The 573-nt window shown below is 49.0% G+C and carries 1 protein-coding gene; it reads left to right on the top strand.

The window, feature by feature from the left end; translation table 11 throughout:
- Positions 1-573 (top strand): IS3 family transposase (locus ACFPXP_RS07930; protein ID WP_379893704.1); only part of this gene is annotated, 573 nt, incomplete at both ends.

Genomic DNA, 573 nt, shown 5'->3' with positions numbered 1-573 from the left:
TTCGGCGTTTCCAAAAGCGGTTATTACGAATGGACGAAACGCAAGGAAAGCAATCGCAGCAAACGTCGTAAGCAACTTGAGAAATTGATTCGCAGAATCTTCTTCGATTCCAGGCAGTTATACGGCAGCCCGAAGGTTTGGATCGCTTTGAAACATCAGGGCGTTCATGTGTCGCAGAAAACCGTTGCCCGCATCATGAAGGAACTTGGATTGAAATCCCGCACCGTCAAGAAGTACAAGGCCACTACAAATTCGAAACATAACATGCCGGTTTCGGAAAACGTTTTGAATCAGGCGTTTGCAGCGGAGAAGCCGAATCAGGTCTGGATGGCCGATATCACGTATATTCCAACAGATGAAGGTTGGCTTTATCTCTCCAGCTTGGAGGACCTCTGCACGCGCAAAATCGTCGGCTTCCATATGGACGAACGAATGACGAAGGAGCTTTGTTTGAAGGCCCTGGATCAGGCGTATCGCCTTCAGAAGCCCAAAGGGAACGTGCTGCATCATTCTGATCGCGGCAGCCAGTACGCATCCTCAGACTATCAGCAACGCTTGAAACAATATGGCATG

It is taken from the genome of Marinicrinis lubricantis (assembly GCF_042658665.1).
Taxonomy (GTDB): Bacteria; Bacillota; Bacilli; order Paenibacillales; family KCTC-33676; genus Marinicrinis; species Marinicrinis lubricantis.
This window is presented reverse-complemented; position numbering and strand designations above follow the sequence as displayed.